The sequence below is a fragment of the Pontibacter aydingkolensis genome, from assembly GCF_019443125.1.
GTDB classification, from domain to species: Bacteria; Bacteroidota; Bacteroidia; order Cytophagales; family Hymenobacteraceae; genus Pontibacter; species Pontibacter aydingkolensis.
On sequence record NZ_JAHYXK010000034.1, the window covers coordinates 1 to 17,615 of the forward strand.

Below are 17,615 nucleotides of genomic sequence, written 5' to 3' on the forward strand. Positions count from 1 at the left end.
TGCCTGGCTATTCAACTTTAGAAGAACATTGGTCAGGCATGAGCACAAGGCTGAAAACTATCTCGCCTTTGTCCTGCTAGCCTGCATGAAAATCATGCTAAGGTATTTTTGAGATAGCTTCTACTAGTTTTCCGCTCGCATCATAAACCAAATCATAATAGTATACATTATGAGTAGTATTAGGAAGAACAGAAATTATGTTAGTTATTATCCCCTGCTCATTATAATGATATGTTGTTGTAAAGCCCCCATCACCGTCTTTGGTCTCCATCAGCTTACAGGAAGTAATCTCAGGTTCAGGTGTTGCTTCTTCTTTTTCCTTGCTACAACCCATCATAAGCAACAATACCAAAGCAAGAGAAAGTAAGCGTGTTTTCATTACAAAAAAATTTAAGTCAAAGTATTAGAAACTATCACAAATGTATAACTTTTTCACCATTAAGGTACTAGCATTATAACTTCTAATTTTTTAGCCTAGCATTATAGAGTATAGCCAGCGGCAGCAAGGTGCTTTTACTGGCTCTGGGAGTCAATCAGTGTGTTCTGCGCGCCCCGCTGGCGCGAGCTTATAGCTCGTGCCTTTTCATTTTCAGACACTATACTTCTAGCACGAACAACAGTACGCACTGTAAGCTAACACTAGCACAAGGAAACTTCAACTCAGCTTCGTTTAATTATTCTGATTTAATCGAACTTCAATTGTATTGTTTATTAAATCTCTTACAATTACCCAATTTGGATTTCTGCTTAGTAAATTATGGATGAGCAGGAATACTATACAACTTCCTAGAGTTGGGAAGGCTAAAACAAATACTAGCCAAGCTCTCTGCTTAGTTTGTAATCGACACGTCATTCCTTTCCCTTCGACAGCTTCTTCAACAAGAGAGCAGTATTTGAAGAGTTTGCCTGTGCTCCCCTGCTGGCGCGAGCTTGTAGCTCATGCCTTTTCATTTCCATGCATTTATACTCCAGCTAAAGTACCAGTACGAGCTACAAGCTCGTACTATCATTGGTTCTCACTAGCGTCATACTTTCCTAACCTAAAACCCGGTCGCATCTGTTATAAGTATAAGCTTAAAATGAGCCGGAAGTATAAATTTCATAACAAGGAGGGGCTATACTTTGTAAGTTTTGCGGTGGTGTACTGGATAGACGTGTTCACGCGGGAGGAGTACTTTGCCCTGCTTACCGACAGCCTGGACTACTGCCGCAAAAACAAAGGCATGGAGATCTATGCCTGGTGTATCATGCCCAGTCACGTACATCTTATCTTCCGTGCCAACGACAACAACCCCAGCGTACTACTAAAGGAACTGAAAACCTATACTTCCAAACAGCTACAAAAAGCCATTGCCGAGCATAACCAGGAGAGCCGCAAAAAATGGATGCTGTGGCTGATGGAGCGGGCCGGCCTGAAGAACAGCAACGTGAAGCACCGGCAGTTCTGGCAACAGCACAACAAGCCCATCGAGCTGTGGAGCCCTGCCGTGATAGATCAGAAGATCGACTACATCCATAACAACCCTGTGGAGGCTGGCTTTGTATCGGAGCCGGAGCACTGGAAGTATAGCAGCGCTGTGGATTTTAGTGGCGGTAAGGGTTTATTGGAGATTGATCTGGTTTAACTAATGAAGGGCTGCGTAATATTTTTATCCGCTGCCGCGAGCTTGTAGCTCGTGCTTTTTCTTTTCTACGCAGCAATACCTTCAGCTAAAGTAACAGTACGAGCTACAAGCTCGCACTAGCGAAGGTAGCAAACAGGGCTGCTGTTTTCCTTCCGCTTTGTGCCTCGGTTGTCATCATCGTCCGCTATTACAGCTACTGCTAAAACAAACTAACAGCATAAGAACTCCGTTTCCAACTATTGGAACTTGTACCGGTTCTGTTGACCGGCTTGTGTTCCTTTGTCTTTCATGGCTACCGATTATGCAACTACCCTATGGACTTTGCAAAACTGATACACTCTATAAAAAAGACTTACATACAGGTCATAAGAAGTATTGCCTTCTACCCTATTATGATCTCTCTGGGCCTCTTTCTTCTTGCCCTGGGTACTACTTACCTTGACAGGATTTCAGTTGGGGGTTCCATTATCGACAAAATGCCCTTTCTGAAAATAGACGATGAGAATACTGCCCGCAGTCTGCTCTCATCTTTGCTTACAGGCCTTATTACGCTCGTTACCTTTACCTTTGCCATGGTGATGATCGTACTAACACAGGTTACATCGAGCTTCTCTCCCAGGCTATTGCCAGATCTTGTCAGTAAGAAAGGTAGCCAGGTTGTATTGGGTACTATTATAGGTACCGCTGGTTTTATCATCGTGGTACTGAGCAACATCCAGACAATGCCCTCGGGGCCCAAAGTACCTTTACTTTCTGTCGCCATCAGTATGTATCTGGGGTTTGCCTGCCTGATTGCTTTTATTTATTTTATCCATAAGATATCGAACGAAGTTCAGATTGGAAACATACTCAGCAACATATACCACACTACTCGCTATGTGCTAGACAGAGAGCTGCGTAGTGGGAGCTATCATGAAAACTGGGAAGAAGGCGAAAAATTTCACCTTGTTAAAGCCTGGGATTCCGGATACTTTGATACAATAACTTCAGAAGAGTTTTTGAAAGCTTCCAGAAAGACAGGTATGAAGCTAAGAGTACTTGTAGAGCAGGGCACTTATTTACTGAAGGGTGAGCCTTTCCTGGAGATAAATAAACCGATGAACCAGGAGATACAGCAAATACTTGAAGAGAATGTGATATTCCGGCACAAGGAAAATATAAAGGAGAACTTCCTCTACAGCTTCAAACACTTAACAGAAGTTGCTGTAAAAGCTCTTAGCCCCGGAATAAATGACCCCGGCACAGCTATTCATGCCATCGACTACCTGCTGGATCTGCTTTGCAGGCTTCAGGAGTTAAGGGGCCAGAAAGTGGTGACACACAAAGATGGAACAGCCGCTATCATTTATGCACCGGTGCGTTTCGAGAAAATCTTTTACTTCTGCACTTCCAGTATCCGTGCGTATTCTTCACAGGATGTAGCCGTTCAGGCAAAGCTTATAAACCTGATTGCCAAGGTGAGCAAGCGCGATGAAGAAGACAAACACAAGTCACTTCTGGAAAAAGAGTTAAGCTCCATTGAAGAGGCTTCGGCTCAGGAGATGAAAAGCCAGCATGATATAGCATACATCAAAGCACTGATTCAGCAGGCCAGGGCAAAATACATGGCCGGCAATCTCTCTGCTAACAAGCAAGTATAAGTTTAACCGAATTATCAAGTCTCCGTATGCATCCATCACCGCAGACCAAAACGTTAACCTATAAAAATTTAAAAAGCTATGACTGACAAAATGAAAGCCGCCACTTATAAAGAATTTGGCGGAGCAGAGAAAATTGAAATAAAAACAGTTGATATACCGGAGATAAAAGAGGGCGAAGTGCTGGTCAAGATAAAGGCGGCGGGCGTAAATCCTGTTGATGCTTTTGTACGGGAAGGCTACCTCAAAGAATATTTGCCCTACGAGTTTCCGATAATTCCGGGCTGGGACATGGCTGGCACTATAGAAAAAAGAGGTTTTAGTGCCAGGCGCTTTGAGATAGGAGATGCTGTGTACGCCTATGCCCGACGACCAATTGTACAGCACGGCACATTTGCCGAGTACATCGTTATCCCGGAGAGCTACCTTGCTGCAAAGCCAGAAAGCATCTCGTTTGAAGAAGCTGCCGGTATTCCATTGGTTGGTTTAACGGCTTATCAGTCTTTATTCGATGCAGGCAAACTACAGAAGGGCCAAACAGTGCTTATCTTAGGAGGTTCCGGGGGAGTAGGCAGTTTAGGTATACAGCTTGCAAAAGCCGAAGGAGCTACTGTAATAGCTGTTGCAAGCGAGAAGAACCATGCTTTTATGAAAGAGCTAGGTGCAGACCATACGATAGATTACAAAGGCCAAGACGTTGGAGGTGCTACTAAAAAGATAGCACCTGACGGAGTAGACTTGATATTTGATTGTGCCAGCGGCGATACACTGAAACAGAGCCTTTCCGCCTTAAAATCTTCGGGCAAGTTGGTTTCTATCGTAGATCAGGGCCAAGACCTTGACAGTAGCATCGACTTCCAGTATGTTTTTGTAGAACCAAACTCAAGTCAGTTAGACAAGCTAAGAGAATATACTGAAGCCGGACAGATGAAAGTGTATGTAAGCAATACCTATAACCTTGAACAAACAGCAGAGGCTCTGAATCAGATACAGACGCTGCATACGAAAGGCAAGATTGTGATCGTACCTTAACTCATTAGATTGTTAAGTGCATAATTTTAACTGGCACGGGTGGAATGCTCGTGCCAGTTTTAGTATAGGCAATTTTTATTAGTTAGTTTAATAATCATGCTTCAACGTTGGCGTCTTACTGACTTTAAGGTTTGACTCGCTGCCTTATTAACCTTGGTCGCCATCTGGGCTTCCATTTGAACTGCATGGTGGAAACAGGAATTTCATCGCCTAATAATTTGCCCCAAGGCTTAAGTCCCTCTACTCTGTCAAACACGATTTTGAGGACAGCCACGAAGGGTATGGACAGAAACATCCCCGAGACTCCCCAAAGCGCTCCGCCTAGCAGCACTGCGATAATAGAGACCAGTGCGTTTATTTTTACCTGCGAAGACACTACCCGAGGCACGATGATATTATTGTCTATAAACTGAATAACAGAATAGGCTACTAAAATGGCGATTTGTGTGGTATAGCCTTCCATAGTGACCGTGGCCATGATAATCGGCAGTAAAATGGCTACGATACCTCCTATATAAGGTATCAGATTTAGAATAGCCCCAATAACTCCGATCAGGATAGCATAAGGCACTCCCAGCAATAAAAGGGCTCCAGAATTGAGCACAGCTATGATAAGCGTTTCTATGAGCAGGCCCACAATATAGCTTTGGATGGCCGCTTTGGTTTGCTGCAAAACCTCAGCTACGTGCTTTGAGCTTTTGCGGGAGAATACCTCATAAAAGAAATTAAGGATAAGCCCTTTGTAGAAGATAAGCAGAAAAATATAAACCGGTATCAGGAATAAGATACTGAATATACCTAGGGCTCCAACCAGTGTGCTCCCAATAAGAGACTTATTGCTACTAATCAACTCGTTCAGGTATTTTACCTGCTTGTTCACTGCTATCCCGAACGTAGATTCAACCCAGAATTCCATCTGATGTAGTATTTCCTTGGATTTTAGCTTCAGCGTAGGCAGCATCTCTCCAAATTGCATCAGTTGCGTAGATAAAAAATAGAAAAAGGCCACGATGCCCACAATGGAAACTGTAAGCGTGAGGAGGATGGACACAATTTTAGGTAGTCCCCAGGCCACGAACCTGTTGTGCAACGGGCTCAGCAAGACGGCAAAAAGAATCGAAAAGGCTAAGGGGATCAGCAAGTCCGCCAGTAGCGACAGGATGTAGAAGAAAATAACAATGCCGATTAGAATGGTCGTTGCTTTTCTATAGAAAGGCTCCGAAAAAGTATGCTGATTTTCCATAAAATCTCCTAAGTTTAATGCTATTACGAGATTCCATAAAATTCGAACATTGTTAGATTAATTATATGTTCGATAATGAGTACATATTAAGTGATACCACCTTGACAACTAATTAAGGACTTAACCGGTTTAAAACTTTATTGCGACCGATACATGATGTACTTAAAAATAAAATGATGAACAAAGTCTTATTCTTTTTTAAGCGTCTGAAGGAACGTTTATGGGTACGTCCTCTCATTTTCTGCATCCTATCTGTAGTAGCTGCTTTTGTAGCTAAGCTGGCTGATTATTCAGATCTAAATGAAATTGTGCCTGAAATCGAAAAAGAAGCTATTGAGTTATTGCTCACCACGATATCAGCTAGTATGTTGGTGATCTCCACATTTGCCGTGGCTTCTATGATTTCTGCCTATTCAGCAGCCAGCACTACTGCCACTCCCAGATCCTTTGCTTTAATTATATCAGATGATGTATCACAGAATGCACTTTCTGCATTTATCGGTGCCTTTATCTTTAGTATAGTAGGGCTTATTGCACTAAAGAACAGTTACTATGACAAAGCCGGGCTCTTTACCATATTTGCACTGCTTATACTTGTCTTCGCAATTGTGATTCTCACCTTTGTACGCTGGGTAGACCGCATTGCACGCTTAGGCAGAATGGGCCCTACCATATCACGCGTTGAGGAAGCAACTTTAAAAGCCCTAAATGACAGAAAACGCTCCCCCGGTTTAGGAGGGCTGCCAATAGAAAAATATACAGGTAATGGCCATGCTATTTATACTGATGAGGTTGGATATGTACAAAGCATAGATATGGAAACTTTACAGGAATATGCTGTATCGGCTGGCATATCCATCACTGTACTGGCTGTACCTGGCACATTTGCATCACCCGGCAAAATCATTGCTTTCGTAGATCATGCCACGAACCAAACAGTAGATACCGATTCTGGTACAATAGCTAAATGTTTTACTATAGGCGAAAACAGAATATTTGATGATGACCCCAGGTTTGGTCTGATAACGTTATCAGAGATTGCCAGCCGTGCCTTATCTCCAGCAGTAAACGACCCTGGTACTGCGATCTCCATTATTGGTGTATATGTCCGGTTGTTTACTCAGTGGATAAACCCTATACAACCAGATGAGGCAGAGCAAATAAAGTTTGATAAAGTAAAAGTGCTGCAGCTATCTTTAAAAGATATGTTTGATGACTCTTTTATGGCCATTGGCCGTGATGGAGCGGGCACTGTAGAAGTGGGAATCAGGCTGCAGAAAGCTTTTCAATCACTTGCATCCATAAACAATAAAGAGTTGCAAAAAGTAGCCATGCGACACTCAAAGATAGCTTTAGCAAGAGCCGAAAAAGCATTAGACCTACCGTATGACCTGGAGGTAATCAAGAAGACAGCTATTTTTACTGATCATCATGATAACCAATGGGCAAATTAAAAGCATGTTGCTACTTTTTTCTCAGTACCTGATAAACCTGCAACTTGTTTGATTTACCTTTTAGCTCTACACTTGGCCAAGGCTTAACCTCTACAATATCTTTCACCTTATCATATACATTCTGGCTTATCAGTACAGTATTTGGATGATTTTGGGTAAGAGTTTCGATTCTTTTACCGGTATTAACAGCGTCTCCTGTTATAGAGTATTCTATTTTGCTTTTAGAGCCTAGTGTACCTGTAATTACTTCTCCGGAGTGTATGCCTATACCAACTTTAACAGGATTGTTAATAAAATCTTTACATTCCTGATTAACTTTTTCAAGTTGATTAATCATTTCTAAAGCACACAAAACAGCCTTTTTCTCATAGTCTGATGGGCTAAAGGGCGAGCCAAAAGTTGCAAAAATCTCATCGCCTACATATTGGTTTACCATACCGTTGTAGGTGCTGATCACGTCTGAAAGAGTAGTATAATACGATCGTAGAAGTGATACGGCCTGATGAGGATTTAAATTTTCAACAAGGGAGGTGTATCCTCTGATATCACAAAACATGATGGACATGTGTTTCGACTCTGCATCATCGAAATCAATTTCTTTTGTATTCAGGTGCTTCGCAACGACACTTTCCGGAACAAATTTCACAAACAAATGGAGTACTTTTTCCTGCTGTTCCAGTTTATCTTCCAAGTCTTTGATTAGCGTGCTATTAAGCTCGATTAGCTTCCTCTTTTGCTGCCTCAGTATCATTTGGTCCATCACCTGCCTCGAAAGGTTTTCCAAACACTCTTTCTGCTCATCAGTTAGAGTTCTTGGTACCCGATCAATCACGCAGAGAGTACCCAGTTTATAACCATCGCTTGTTACTAGTGGGGTTCCGGCATAAAACCTTATGTTAGGTTCACCTTTTACTAAGGGGTTATCCTTGAATCGTTCATCTTCTGCGGCATCATTAACTTCCATGATACCTTCCTCTTTAATAGCATGAGAACAGAATGAAACATCTCTGGAAGTTTCATTTAAGCTAATTCCATGTTTAGATTTAAACCACTGACGATTTGTATCAACAAGACTTATAAGGGAAATGGGGGTGCCACAGATATACGATGCAACCTTCACGATTCTGTCATATTCCTCTTCTCCTTCTGTATCAAGTATATTATGATTGTAAAGAGCTGCAATACGAGCCTTTTCTTCTTTGAGCTCCTCAAATGGGAGTGTAGATATTTCCATAAAAAAAGGTTCTAACGGGTAAAACTAACACTAATCGGATAGGGAATTCTTTAAAAGAAACACACTAAGTAGCAATTAGCTACCTAGTGTACGCTATATAAAGTTGCATGTTGTTAGGATAAAGCAACAATACTTCCCTTTTATACTAATTCAGTTAAAGTTGCTATTTACTTACCCGGTTCATGCACATCTGATTCTTCTACTGTATGCTCGTCCATCTTTTCTTCAGCCCATTCCAGATCGTCTTCATCAGCTTCTAGCCCTTCCTGATCGGCTCCATCTGCTTTATCATACATCAACTCAACATACATCGGGTAATGATCTGAGCCTATATGAGGCAGCCTTTCGATATGATTTACAGTAAAATGCTCACTATGAAAAATGTGATCAAGGGGCCATCGTGCAAACCAATAATCTGCATGAAATGTGTTATACATTCCTCTGCCTATGCGAGGATCTAATAAACCGCTTACTTTTCTGAAAAGCCGGGTGGTGGCAGACCACGCCACGTCATTCAAATCTCCTGTTACTATTATTGGCCCTTCTTCGTCTGCAACACTTTTGCCAACCACCATAAGCTCTGCATCACGCTCCGATGATGACTCATTTTCTGTAGGACTTGGTGGGGCCGGATGCAAGAAATGGACCCTCGCCTTTATCCCTGACCTTAGAATAACAATGGCATGCATAGAAGGAATATCAGATTCAACCAAAAACTGAATAGATGTGTCTTTTAAGGGTAGTTTAGAATACACATGCATGCCATACTTATTATCCAGAGGGCATTTCATAGTGTATTTGTATTCCTCCTCAAGCACACTCAGCTTCTCTTCCCACCATTTGTCCGATTCGAGTGTAACAAGTACATCGGGGTTATATTTTGATACATTATCTAACAGCTTATGCGCATTATGGTTGGTCATGAGCACATTAGCGGTAATAATTTTAATTAAATTATCTTCCCCGTTATTTCTAGCTGTTTTTACTTCAGATGGAAATACTTTGGTGTAAGGTAGTATCCAGGAGAAATGTAAAATGATGCAGCCGAATACTAAACCTAAAATCAGCCAGGATCCTTTATCATTTAACTCTAAAAAGATTATACTCGCACCTAAAACCAGTAGACCAACTACTAAAAGCTGTAATCTCGGAAAATCCATTCCACGAACCCACCATGCATCGTGCTTCCAAAATGGAAGCAATGTTACCAGTACCAAAAAGCCCGTAATGCATGCCAGTATAATAAAGCTCATAGTTTTGTAGTGAGTACGTTATCCTTTATATACATGTAAGGGAATAGATGTACTACGGTACTTATCCGTGAACGGACGTAATAAAACAGGAGAATTAGAAATTAAAACATGATAGGGATTTCCTGAGAGCATATATAAGTCATCTATGGCACTAACAGCTTTCAGTCACAGGATTATCTGGCAGGACAACCTGCCAGATACCATCCTCGCCATTGTGGTAAATATGGCGTTTAACATCAGAATGATCTTAAAAACATACGGCATATAATATGCCAGGATGAGAAAGCTGTGTAAACACTAGCCGGTACAGACTTCACTTCTGGTTTTTCTCATATGCAACCCGTGCTTTGTCGGGCAACAGCATCTGCCGATATTTAACTCATAACGTCGGATTTGTCATACTTACCAAAAGCCTGGACTACTGCCGCAAAAAACAAAGGCATGGGGATCTATGCCTGGTGCATTATGCCAAGAAACGTGCACCTCATCTTCCGGGCCCAGTACAAGAACCCCAGCGTGCTGCTAAAGGAGTTGAAAACCTATACTTCCAAACAGCTACAGAAAGCCATAACCAAATGCAAGCAGGAAAGGAAAGGAAAGAACAGAATGGATGCTGTGGCTGATGGAGCGGGCCGGCCTAAAGAACAGCAACGTGAAGCACCGGCAGTTCTGGCAGCAACACAACAAGCCCATCGAACTGTGGGGCATTGCCGTGATAGACCATAAGATCGAATATATTCATGACAACCCGGTAGAAGCTGGCTTTGTGTCGTAGCCGGAACATAAGAAGTACAGCAGCGCAGTAGATTTTAATAGCGGAAATGGTGTGCTGGTTATTGATTTGGTTTGATGCATGGAGGTACAAGCTGCAAGCCTTATCCTGTCCCATATCTTTTTCAGATTTGGCCTTTTATGATGAACAGAACCAATAATAGTCTACAACTATCCCTTTGAGGGGATTATAGGGGTGTTTACACCTGCAGATTAACCAGTTTTGCTACAAAAGTGATCCGCTCTGTAGCTTTACACCCCTGCGGTCCCCTCAAGGGGACAATTCCTCTAAATAAGGGCTTATTCCAGAAATGTTATGGAACAGGATAAGGTTGCAAGCTCGTGCCAGCGCAGGAAGCCACAGGAAAAGTACCTGAAACTCTCAGCCTGTTAATCCGGAAACGAGATTGTAAACGTTGACCCTTCGTTCACTTTGCTTTCTAAGTGTATTTTACATCCCATACTTGTCACGTTCTGATGAACCAGATAAAGCCCAACGCCTTTACTATCCGAGTAGTTATGGAAATGTTGATGCAGACCAAAAACTTTATCCTGCACTTTCTCCATATCAAACCCCTGACCATTGTCTGAAATGATCAATTGCGTTACTCCATTCCCTTTCACAGAATATATGGCGATACCAGGTGTGCTTTCCGGTCGTGCATATTTGATAGCGTTCGTGATCAGGTTTAAAAAGACGCTCTCCAAGTATGCATTATTAAACATCACACTTCCCGCCTTAGAGAAGTCGGCATTAATGCTGGCTTTCGAAGTTTTAATTAAAGAACTGATAGAATCCTGCACTTTATTCAGACTCTCGTTTAGATTCACTTTCTCTACAATTACATGTGAACTGTGCTTTTCAGTTAACAGATCAACATAAGTATTGAGGGTTTGCCTAAGCTTCTCGCCAGTTTGCTTGAGAAAGTTTATCAGCTGAAGTGTTTTCTGATCAGTTATTTTTGAAATATCTATCAGCTTGAACAATGACAACAAATTGTTTACCGGCGAACGCAAGTCGTGTGAAGTGGTGTAATTCAACTGCTTCAGTTCCTGGTTTAACGTGGTAAGATTGGCAAGTAAGATGTTTCTTTCTTCCTCCAGCCTTACTTTGTGCGTAACATCTTTGGCAATAGCGAAGATAAGTCGGTCACTATCCACTGGCAGCGAAGTCCATGATAGCCAAACAGTTCCTCCACACTTTGTTACATACCTATTTTCAAAATGATTAAGCGGCTTCGCTTTTTTAAGTTGCTCCCTTACCTGAGATGTAAGCTTCTGGTCGTCGGGGTGTACAAAGCTATTAATTGGTCTGGCGTACAGCTCCTCCATGGTGTAGCCCAGAAGGTTAGAAACGGCAGGGTTAATTTTTTTGAAATATCCATCAAATCCTGCGATACACAAAAGGTCAGGCGATAACTCAAAGAAACGCGCATAATCAAAATCAGCAGTGCTCATCAGCTTGGAGTTTGTTGCAAAACAAAGCTAATTAAATTTATGACTGTTGGAGCCTTAAAAATCGGTAAAAAAATTAACACGTTGGATATCTTGCTGGTACAAGTTGGTATTTACATTGCGCACATCTATACCTCCAGCTCATGTACATTAAAAGCTACAAGCTCGCACCAGCGGGAGTTGTTTTGTTTCATAATTACTGGGGTTCTCTTTTCCATATACGGTTTGTATGTATACGATTGCTATACCCTCACCCACTCCCAAATCAAGTCTGGAGTGTTTAACTTACATGAGAGAATTTGGTTGGCAGGTTTAAATGTTTGTAGGTGTAATCACCCCAGCCCACTTCGAAGCGAGACATTCACAGCACGAGCGAACTTGGCAAGGTTTAATGATACTAGCAGAACACCAGTCTTAGAGGCTGTTTTGAATTTATTCGTTGGGCTGCAAAGTTGATTTTACGAAACCTGGCTTCGTCTCTTTTACGCGCCATAGCGCTGCTATGCCACTCAAAAGGAGTCTCGCCAGAACCCTTAAAATCTCCTTTTCGCTTCCAACAATAAAATCAAGACAGTATCTTAAATTGTGCAAAAAAATATTTTGTAAAGTTAACTTGATATTAAGTAATATAATACAATACTTTATGTAAATGTAACTTTACATTATATCAAACGTTATTTACATATGGAAAAGCAAAACTATAATACCCAGATTCGGCATAACACCAGGCAATTAGCTCTATGGACTTTTGCGTGGGTTGCTTCTATGGCCCTGGCAACCTTTGGCACTAAGTTTATTTGGCAAGAAAACCTTCCTTTCACTATACTTGCCATTATACTTAATGCGGCACTTGGCGTTGGTATGATCCTGGCAATTATTCGGCATACTAAAAGCATGGACGAGATGCAGCGTAAAATTCAGCTGGAGGCCATGGGCATTGCCCTGGGCGTTGGCGTAGTTGGCGGCTTAAGCTATTCACTGCTCGATACAACCAATGTTATTTCGGGCGATGCTGAAATCTCTGTCCTGGTAGTCCTGATCAGCTTTACCTACTTGGGTGCTACAATTATCGGGCAAATGCGCTACAGATGAAAAACCGACTGAAGGTATTAAGAGCCGAGCGTGACTTAACGCAGGCAGACCTGGCCGATGCGCTGGCAGTTTCGAGGCAAACAATTAATGCCATCGAGAAAGGTAAGTTTGATCCCAGTTTACCACTGGCTTTTAAAATTTCCAGGCTATTTAACCTGCCCATAGAAGCTGTTTTCCAGGATAATGAAGAAATACAGGATGATGAAAAAAATATAGAGGTCTAGGATAAGTTGGTTTGTAGTAGATTGTTATCGCAAAACATCTCCCATATCAATTCCGGGATCTTTGACATCAAAGGAGGGTTAATAAGTTTTGCCGTGCACTACCGGAAGAGCCGGAAATAATGGAAGCCAAGCCTCGCAGTGTGCGCAGCTCCTGCGAGTCGAAGAGCCCGAACACTTTCGGGGCACCTGGGTGGTATAGGCAGTCGTTTCGTAGCGTTAGACGCTCGCGGGACCTCCGGACAACGCGAAGTCTTTTAAGCAAGCGCTTGTTGAGTCCCCCTATTATAGCAGCAGCTCAACAAGCCCATCAAACTGTGGAGCCCAGCAGTCACAGAACAGAAGGTCAACTATATTTATAATAACCCAGTGGTGGCTGGCTTATTGAGGAGCCGGAGCATTGGAAGTATAGCAGCGCAGTAGATTTTAGTGGCGGAAATGGTGTGCTGTTTATTGGTTTGGTTTGATGCATGGATGTACAAGCTGCAAGCTTAAGCTAACTGAAGTGCTGGAGATTTACATGGTCTGGAGTATAAAGCATTAGCCACAAGTATACGCTACTGTTTGATGATGAATTATACTTTAGTGCTTGCAGCGTCCAAACATTTCTGAACTTAAAACTATACTTGCCGGGTTACACTAATAATTAGTTAGTATATTACATTTAATTAGTTAGTATTTTACATTTCTTTCGCAAGTACATTGCCCTTCTTGTTAGAAAATTCAAGAGTTCCTGAAAGAGATACTCTTTTACAAACAAGTATAAGCTTTCAGAATTCATGAGCATCCCCGAACCGATCAAAAGAAATAATCAACAGCTAAAAGAACTCATAGAGCTGAACGAAGAACTGGAGAACTACTTCAGAAATACGATCATTCCCCAGCTTTTTGTGGATGCAAACCTCATACTCCGGAAGTTTACCCCTCCGGCCATGAAGCAGTTTAGCCTTAGCAGGGAGCACATTGGCAGACCTATGGAAGAGATGGCCGATAACATCCGCTACTCAACCATAGTCGATAACATTCTGCAGGTTATTAAAACTGGGGAGATCTTTGAGAAAGAGATACAGACCACGAACATGCGTTGGTTCCAGATGAACATAATTCCCTATCTGGTAAAAAAGGATAACAGGACCAATGGCGTGATCATCACTTTTGTGGACATCACAGACCGTATGAAAGTCTTGCGGGACCTGGAAAAGCTGAATGCTTCGCACGAAACATTTATTTACTCCGTGTCTCACGACCTGAAAGCCCCCCTTGCCAACATTGAGGGCCTTGTTAGTCTTTTGATCAAATCTTCTTATGAACTATCGGCAAAATGTGAGGCTAATAACAAAGAGCAGAAGTATATAGCCACCCTGCTTGATAAATCTGTCAACGCCATGCGAACAATCTTAAACGAGCTGTCCGATATCGCAAAGATAGAAGGCAACTTTAAGGAAATAGTAGAAACGGCCCGGTTTGAAGATATTCTGAGACAGGTGGAGCTGACCATTAAAGACAAAATAGTGGAAAGCAATGCTGTCATCACTTATGATATAGCGGAGAAGGAGATTAATTTTTCGCTAAAAAACCTGCGGAGTATTTTGTATAACCTGCTAAGCAACGCTGTAAAATACAGGGTGCCGGGCAGAGATCCGGTCATTCATGTAACCACCGGGAAGGACAAAGGCTATGTGTTCTTATCTGTTAAAGATAACGGACTGGGTATAGCCGATGACAAGCTCGAAATTATTTTTACGCCCTACACCCGAATAGAGCGGGATGTGGAAGGCACCGGTATCGGGCTGTACCTTGTAAAAAAGATAGTGGAGAATGAAGGTGGTAGGATCAGGGTAAAAAGCAGTGTTGGGGAAGGTTCTGAATTTACGGTATACCTTAAACAAAATGCGCTGGCACCTCCTGCGGCTCAGCAATAATCTATGAATCGTGAAGCTTCCTGTTCGCATCAATAATTGATGAATCATTGCCCTTCCAGTAAAGAAAAGGCTGCTTTGAGTTTATACTTTTACAGTGCGAAGTTTATTATGAAAGAGGTGGTTAGATAGAAAGCTATTAACAAATCTCAGTAAACAGCATGTGCTGCGAACTTTTCCGGAACCACAGAAAACGAATCAGCCGTTGCAGAAAAAAAACGGCTGATTTGTTCTATTATCTGTTACTAATAGTACCTGTTTTGCAAGTAACTCCTACGTCCCGGAATGCTCCGGTCATCAATATTTTTGGTGCCAGGGCCATAGTTGTAATCGCTGGCGCTATAGTATGAACCCCTGTCGTAATTTACGGCACCGGTGTTATAGTTATGCCCATAGTCCCCTCCCCTGGTATAGTCTCTGTCTGATCCGGTAAACCCGCCAAGAGAACCATCATAGTAAGACATCAGGTACCCCGCGCGCCTGTTGCCGCCCTGCTGTCGGTTCCTCCTGTCCCGGGCTCTCATATACTGCTCCTGATCTTCCTCGTAATTATCCTTCCTGTAGGCATTGCTGTAGCCACTGTACCTGTCTTGATCGCGGTTGTAGTAACCATGATCACTCCAGTTCTGGTCACTATCGCTGTATCCAGAGTTGCCTCTGTAGCTGCTTTCTTCTCTTCTGCGCTGCTCATAACGGTTTCCCGGGCCGCCCTCGTTATAAGTGTGGCCGTTGCGGTATTGGTTACGGTCATCTGTACGATAGCCTTCATGACGCCGGTAATCTTGTTCAAACTCATTCGTCAGATTTCGTGCATGGTGGTAGTGCTCTTCGTTTCTGCTGTAGCCTTCATAGCTTCCGTAGTCATTTCCGCGGTTATCTCTATTGTCGCGATAATTGTCAAATCTATCCATAGTTTTATAGTTGGTTTCACTCTTATTAACGGTTACAGGCTTAACCAGTTTATAAACTTGCGCTTATAAAAGAGTTTTCTAGCCCTGAAACATGTATAGCATCTGCCTGTTGGTTTGTATCCATACTACTACAAAACAATTACGCTATAACATGTAATCTACATGAGGGGTTGGCATAAACGAAAAGAGCAGCCACTTTGCAGCACCTGCTCTTTTAATTGAGTATGTTGTTTTTCTTAAAAAGCTATACTTTCTGCCGTTTCAGACTGGGCAGTAGGCTTATCAAGTCAGTCTTTTTCAGATTCAGCCTGATGTTTAGATCCAGCAGTGTCCCGTTATCAGGTAGCGCCAGCATGAGAACATTAAGGTTTCGGAGCAATTTATTAGATACACTGTTGTGTGTTACCCTTTCAAGTAAGGCCCTGTTCAGGATAGTGAAAGCAAGTAAACTGGTATTGTTTTCTGAACAAACCAGGCTAACCCTCCGGCTACATTATCGTTTGCAACTTCTACAAATTGAATTTCCGCCTCCGGAAACTGTGTCATCAGGCATTACTTTACCCGCTTTCAAACTATCAACATTATCTAACAAAAAATTACGGATCATAAGCAACATGCATTCCTGGATCTTAAGCTTAATACGACTGTAAGCAATAATATTCCGATAAAGCATTTCAGAAGAATTGTGAACACTTTGTGATACCAGGAATATTGATTCAGGCGAAGCCTGTCTTCCATCGGCAGGAGTCTCCAGACCTTATCACGTTCCACATCTGTTCCGGAAAAGAAAAAGGCATTGAAAACTGATTTAACGGCACATGCTGCAAGTTTAGCGGCAGCGCAACTTGCGGCTACATATAAGACCAGTTTGTAAAGGCGTTATTCAGTTTTATACTTTAGCCAGTTAACCTGTCCCGAAGAATTTCGGAAAAACTGGCGCCATACTTACCTTTACGGCTGCGCTCAAACAGGAAGTATGTATGAAGGTTAAAGCAGGCGTTCTTCATTTCCTGATCTTATCCATCCTATTGAAAGCCAGCTTATTTTTTTAACTGTTTGATGATTTACACTAGTATGCGCCTGTGCCTTTCAAATCATCAAATAAAATGATTAAGTCCATTGATCCGGCCCAATGGCACCTATATTCAAATATCTTAAAATAACCTGTTGGTAACCAGATAAGTTGCGTATATTAGAGTATGTTAGAAAACACATTCCCTATAGGATCCGAAGTGTTCGCAAAAGTGAATCCGGATCTGAAATTAATTATCCGCCAATACCTGAAACGTATCTATTACTGTACTGTAAAAAGCAATCCTTCGCAGAAGGACCTGGTATATTACGAGCGTGAGTTAATGCCTGTCCCGGTAAACTAAGAATCTAAAGCCTCTGCTAAATACAGGGGCTTTTTTAGTACAGACTGCTTTCATTTTATGCTTTGCTTTTCCCTTGACTCACAGCTGTACATTCAGCTTTAGTAACAACACGAAAACCAGCCGCAATCACCATTCTTATAACTTTAAATTGTACATGCAGTTAAAAGTATAAGCCTTTGCAAGCTGTACTTTTAAATATCTACAACCAAAACAAACTTATTATGCCTTTTATCGAAACAGAAGACATCCAGCGCGGAGAAAACGTTTACCTTAATTAACTCAAGTTGCGAGCTACTCAATTACTTGAGCTAGCGTGTAGGCGAAGATAAAGAGGATTAGCTTTAGGATGAATCCTTCGGCTGTGACGGCATGGATCTTCCTGGGGAAGAAGC

General features: G+C 42.1%; 15 protein-coding genes and 1 pseudogene. 9 read left to right on the plus strand and 7 right to left on the minus strand.

Going from position 1 to position 17,615, the window contains the following annotated elements; all coding sequences use genetic code 11:
- Positions 1-97: 97 nt before the first annotated feature.
- Positions 98-379, minus strand: coding sequence for a hypothetical protein (locus K0O23_RS19680; protein WP_219879174.1), 282 nt, complete (start codon positions 377-379; stop codon positions 98-100).
- Positions 380-1,079: 700 nt separating this feature from the next.
- Here K0O23_RS19680 and K0O23_RS19685 point away from each other — a divergent pair.
- From K0O23_RS19685 to K0O23_RS19695, 3 genes are all read left to right on the plus strand, one after another.
- Entirely contained in the window at positions 1,080-1,625 is a 546-nt protein-coding gene (locus K0O23_RS19685; RefSeq protein WP_219879175.1) for an REP-associated tyrosine transposase, read from the plus strand.
- A 314-nt stretch (positions 1,626-1,939) separates the two neighbouring features.
- The gene (locus K0O23_RS19690) at positions 1,940-3,265 is read left to right on the plus strand and encodes a DUF2254 domain-containing protein (protein ID WP_219879176.1); all 1,326 of its coding nucleotides are present in this window, start codon (positions 1,940-1,942) and stop codon (positions 3,263-3,265) included.
- A gap of 78 nt (positions 3,266-3,343) precedes the next feature.
- A complete protein-coding gene (locus K0O23_RS19695; RefSeq protein ID WP_219879177.1) occupies positions 3,344-4,294 on the plus strand; it encodes an NADP-dependent oxidoreductase in 951 nt (316 codons plus the stop codon).
- Between the two features lie 124 nt (positions 4,295-4,418).
- Here K0O23_RS19695 and K0O23_RS19700 read toward each other — a convergent pair whose 3' ends face one another.
- The gene (locus K0O23_RS19700; protein ID WP_219879178.1) at positions 4,419-5,537 is read right to left on the minus strand and encodes an AI-2E family transporter; all 1,119 of its coding nucleotides are present in this window, start codon (positions 5,535-5,537) and stop codon (positions 4,419-4,421) included.
- Between the two features lie 173 nt (positions 5,538-5,710).
- Between K0O23_RS19700 and K0O23_RS19705 the strand changes: the two genes are divergently transcribed.
- Entirely contained in the window at positions 5,711-6,991 is a 1,281-nt protein-coding gene (locus tag K0O23_RS19705; RefSeq protein ID WP_219879179.1) for a DUF2254 domain-containing protein, read from the plus strand.
- 10 nt (positions 6,992-7,001) lie between these two features.
- Here the strand turns inward: K0O23_RS19705 and K0O23_RS19710 are convergent, their stop codons facing one another.
- The gene (locus tag K0O23_RS19710; protein ID WP_219879180.1) at positions 7,002-8,225 is read right to left on the minus strand and encodes an adenylate/guanylate cyclase domain-containing protein; all 1,224 of its coding nucleotides are present in this window, start codon (positions 8,223-8,225) and stop codon (positions 7,002-7,004) included.
- 167 nt (positions 8,226-8,392) lie between these two features.
- The gene (locus K0O23_RS19715) at positions 8,393-9,478 is read right to left on the minus strand and encodes an endonuclease/exonuclease/phosphatase family protein (RefSeq protein ID WP_219879181.1); all 1,086 of its coding nucleotides are present in this window, start codon (positions 9,476-9,478) and stop codon (positions 8,393-8,395) included.
- A 393-nt stretch (positions 9,479-9,871) separates the two neighbouring features.
- Between K0O23_RS19715 and K0O23_RS19720 the strand changes: the two genes are divergently transcribed.
- A complete protein-coding gene (locus K0O23_RS19720; protein ID WP_219879182.1) occupies positions 9,872-10,204 on the plus strand; it encodes a transposase in 333 nt (110 codons plus the stop codon).
- A gap of 435 nt (positions 10,205-10,639) precedes the next feature.
- On the opposite strand, the gene K0O23_RS19725 is transcribed toward K0O23_RS19720, so the two are convergent.
- The gene (locus tag K0O23_RS19725; RefSeq protein WP_219879183.1) at positions 10,640-11,707 is read right to left on the minus strand and encodes a PAS domain-containing sensor histidine kinase; all 1,068 of its coding nucleotides are present in this window, start codon (positions 11,705-11,707) and stop codon (positions 10,640-10,642) included.
- 681 nt (positions 11,708-12,388) lie between these two features.
- Between K0O23_RS19725 and K0O23_RS19730 the strand changes: the two genes are divergently transcribed.
- The 3 genes from K0O23_RS19730 to K0O23_RS19740 all read left to right on the plus strand — a co-directional run bounded on the left by K0O23_RS19730 (position 12,389) and on the right by K0O23_RS19740 (position 14,939).
- Positions 12,389-12,796 carry a hypothetical protein gene (locus K0O23_RS19730; protein ID WP_219879184.1) on the plus strand — a complete coding sequence of 136 codons (408 nt, stop codon included), beginning with the start codon at positions 12,389-12,391 and terminating at the stop codon, positions 12,794-12,796.
- On the plus strand, positions 12,793-13,020 hold the full coding sequence (locus tag K0O23_RS19735; protein WP_219879185.1) for a helix-turn-helix transcriptional regulator: 228 nt from the start codon (positions 12,793-12,795) through the stop codon (positions 13,018-13,020). The genes K0O23_RS19730 and K0O23_RS19735 overlap by 4 nt, the downstream gene beginning before the upstream one ends.
- A gap of 776 nt (positions 13,021-13,796) precedes the next feature.
- Entirely contained in the window at positions 13,797-14,939 is a 1,143-nt protein-coding gene (locus K0O23_RS19740; RefSeq protein ID WP_219879186.1) for a sensor histidine kinase, read from the plus strand.
- Between the two features lie 242 nt (positions 14,940-15,181).
- Here the strand turns inward: K0O23_RS19740 and K0O23_RS19745 are convergent, their stop codons facing one another.
- A complete protein-coding gene (locus K0O23_RS19745; RefSeq protein ID WP_219879187.1) occupies positions 15,182-15,847 on the minus strand; it encodes a hypothetical protein in 666 nt (221 codons plus the stop codon).
- Positions 15,848-17,046: 1,199 nt separating this feature from the next.
- Here K0O23_RS19745 and K0O23_RS19750 point away from each other — a divergent pair.
- Positions 17,047-17,223 (plus strand): hypothetical protein, encoded by a 177-nt coding sequence (locus K0O23_RS19750; RefSeq protein WP_219879188.1) that lies wholly within the window; start codon positions 17,047-17,049, stop codon positions 17,221-17,223.
- Positions 17,224-17,514: 291 nt separating this feature from the next.
- Here K0O23_RS19750 and K0O23_RS20660 read toward each other — a convergent pair.
- Positions 17,515-17,615, minus strand: a pseudogene (locus tag K0O23_RS20660) (IS982 family transposase); the annotation flags it as partial.